1 protein-coding gene and 1 pseudogene are annotated in these 2,690 nt (G+C 36.3%); both read left to right on the top strand.

Going from position 1 to position 2,690, the window contains the following annotated elements; all coding sequences use genetic code 11:
• The first annotated feature begins 168 nt into the window (after positions 1-168).
• Positions 169-2,169, top strand: coding sequence for a methyl-accepting chemotaxis protein (locus CWS20_RS24765; protein ID WP_066188612.1), 2,001 nt, complete (start codon positions 169-171; stop codon positions 2,167-2,169).
• A 168-nt stretch (positions 2,170-2,337) separates the two neighbouring features.
• A pseudogene (locus tag CWS20_RS24760) lies at positions 2,338-2,574 on the top strand (transposase); the annotation flags it as partial.
• Positions 2,575-2,690: the final 116 nt, after the last annotated feature.

Here is a 2,690-nt window from a genome sequence, read left to right as displayed (position 1 = left end):
CTTGCTGTTTTTTGCTTTTATCTCGATTTTTAAGCCCCTATAATTAACAATCAAAAGTGACTTTTTACCTATTAATTTTATTGTAAACATTACGATAATCATAGGGTATGTAAATGTTTATGTGTTGAAATTAGGTCATAAGAATTATGTTTTATAGGGGAAATGCATATGTTTAAATCTATCAAGAGTAAACTCATCGTATTATTTATTACATTGATTGCAGGGATTATTGGAGCGATAGGTTTGCTGGTTAACCAGCAAATGAAAGAGCAAATCTATGATAATGTAATCGTCCAATCAAAAGGACTAACTGAAGAAATGCGCAACTCCATTGAGCTCTTTACAGAGGGGTATGCAAAGAATCTTCAACATATGGCTTTATCAAAGCCAGTGAAGGAATATATTAACAATGTGATGGATGAGGGTAAAAGCGCAGAGAGCACGAAGGATTTGGAAAATGAGTTTTTAAATTATCTTAATTTAAATGAAAATATAACATCTATTTATGCAGCGAGTGAGACGAAACAATTGAAAATGGTTCCGGAACCGGAACTTGCAGAAGACTTTGATCCAACTACAAGGGACTGGTATAAGACAGCTGCAAGTCAACCAGAGAAAGTAATATGGACAGAACCTTATGAGGACCCAGCAACAAAAGAACATGTCGTTACACTGTCTTATGCAATAAAAGAAGGCGCAAACGTCATAGGCGTTTTAGGTGTCGATATATCATTGGAACAATTGACAAATATGATTCAGAGCACAGATGTAAGCTACAATGGGTATCCATTCATATTCTCGAAAGACGGTGCATCCATCGTTCATCCGGAATACCGCAATCAAAATATGCTTGAATTCCCATATATAAAAGCTATATATGATTCGGAACAGCAAGCAGGAAATAAAAATTATGAGCATAATGGTGAAGGTAAAATGCTCGTTTACGATACGGTCTCTAGTACGTCGTGGAAAGTGGGGATTGCGTATTCCGACCGTGATTTAATGGAAACAGCAGCCAGTCTGCAACGAACAATTATTATTATTTCATGCATTGCCTTACTTATCTCTATCATTACTATTTATTTCATAGCCAATAGTATGGCGAAGCCTTTAATTCAATTAAAAAATGGGTTAAATGAATTTGCAAAAGGAAATTTAAACATTCAAACAAATATTACATCAAAAGATGAAATCGGAGAGGTAAGCCGACATTTTAATCAAATGGTTGCCCAAATGAAAGAATTATTAACAACCATCAACCATTCTGTAGGAAGCATTAAAGAATCTGCCGAGAGTTTAAGCGCTGTTTCTGAGGAGACGAATGCATCAAGCGAGGAGATGGCCGCCGCAATTAATGAAATTGCTACTGGTGCCAGCAGATCGGCAGAGGAAGCTGAATCAGCTCATCAGTTATCAAATCAATTGAGTATGAGAATTAATGAAATCAGCGAACATACAGCATCAATGAAGAACCTTTCGGAGAAGGCGGATGAAATCAACCAAAGCGGTCTTGTCCAAATTAAAAACTTAAGGGAATCCTTTGATGTTTCTAAGGAATTTATCGCATCAACAGAAAATGTAGTCAATGAATTAGAGGAAAAAATTAAAAAAATAGAGACAGTCATGACAACGATTAGTGATATTAGTACGCAAACAAATTTACTATCATTAAATGCAAGCATTGAAGCTGCCCGTGCAGGTGAACATGGAAAAGGATTTGCGGTTGTTGCTGAAGAGGTTAGAAAGCTTGCTGAGCAATCAGTTGCAGCGACTGGAGAAGTGCAGTCAACGATTTCTGATATTCAATCAGGTGCAGCATTAGCAGTAGATTCAATGGGCAAAACAAAAGAAAACTTTAATAGTCAAACGAATGTAGTTGAGCATACCGAAACAGCTTTTATTTCAATCTCAGATCTTGTCGAGGATATGAAAGACTCCATTTTGTTTATTAATCAAGAAATGGATGAAATTTCGAAAGATAAAGAAGATGTCGTGCTAAGTATTCAGAGCATGGCAGCCATGTCAGAGCAGGCAGCAGCGTCCTGTGAGGAAGTAAGTGCTTCAACGGATGAACAAGTACATGCCATTCAGTCAGTTGCTCTTTCTGCAGAACAGTTAACAGAGTTAAGCAACGATTTATCAGATGTAGTGAGCAAATTTGAGGATTAGAAGAAGACGCCATTTGGGCGTATTCTCAGGCTGTCGAGAACCTTTCTCGACAGCCTTTATCTTTTACAAATATTTTAATAATTCACCGCGTTAATTTGATATAATTTAATAATCAATTTAAGGTGGGTGTTTATATTGTTTCATACTAGAAAAGATACGCAAAACCAAATGGAATTTGTTTCAATTGAAAACCTTATCCCACAAGACCATCTTCTCAGAAAGGTTGATCAGTACATTGATTTCACTTTTATTCTTGAAAAAGTACGCCCTTATTACTCAGAAGACAATGGTCGCCCTTCTTTAGATCCCCTTGTTTTATTTAAGATGATGTTTATTGGTTATTTTTATGGTATTCGTTCGGAAAGACAGCTTGAGAAAGAAATCCAAATGAACATTGCCTATCGGTGAATAAAGATGATTTATTCCTCTGAAGAGAGTGATTGCAGAGTGTTTCAGGTGAATAAAGATGATTTATTCCTCTGAAGAGAGTGATCGCAGAGTGTTTCAGGTGAATAAAGATG

The sequence above is a fragment of the Cytobacillus horneckiae genome (assembly GCF_002835735.1).
GTDB classification, from domain to species: domain Bacteria; phylum Bacillota; class Bacilli; order Bacillales; family Cytobacillaceae; genus Cytobacillus; species Cytobacillus horneckiae.
This window is presented reverse-complemented; position numbering and strand designations above follow the sequence as displayed.

What these genes read in the sequence shown, in the direction of transcription:
- CWS20_RS24765 (WP_066188612.1), top strand. Translation starts at nt 169, where the DNA reads ATGTTTAAATCTATCAAGAGTAAACTCATCGTATTATTTATTACATTG.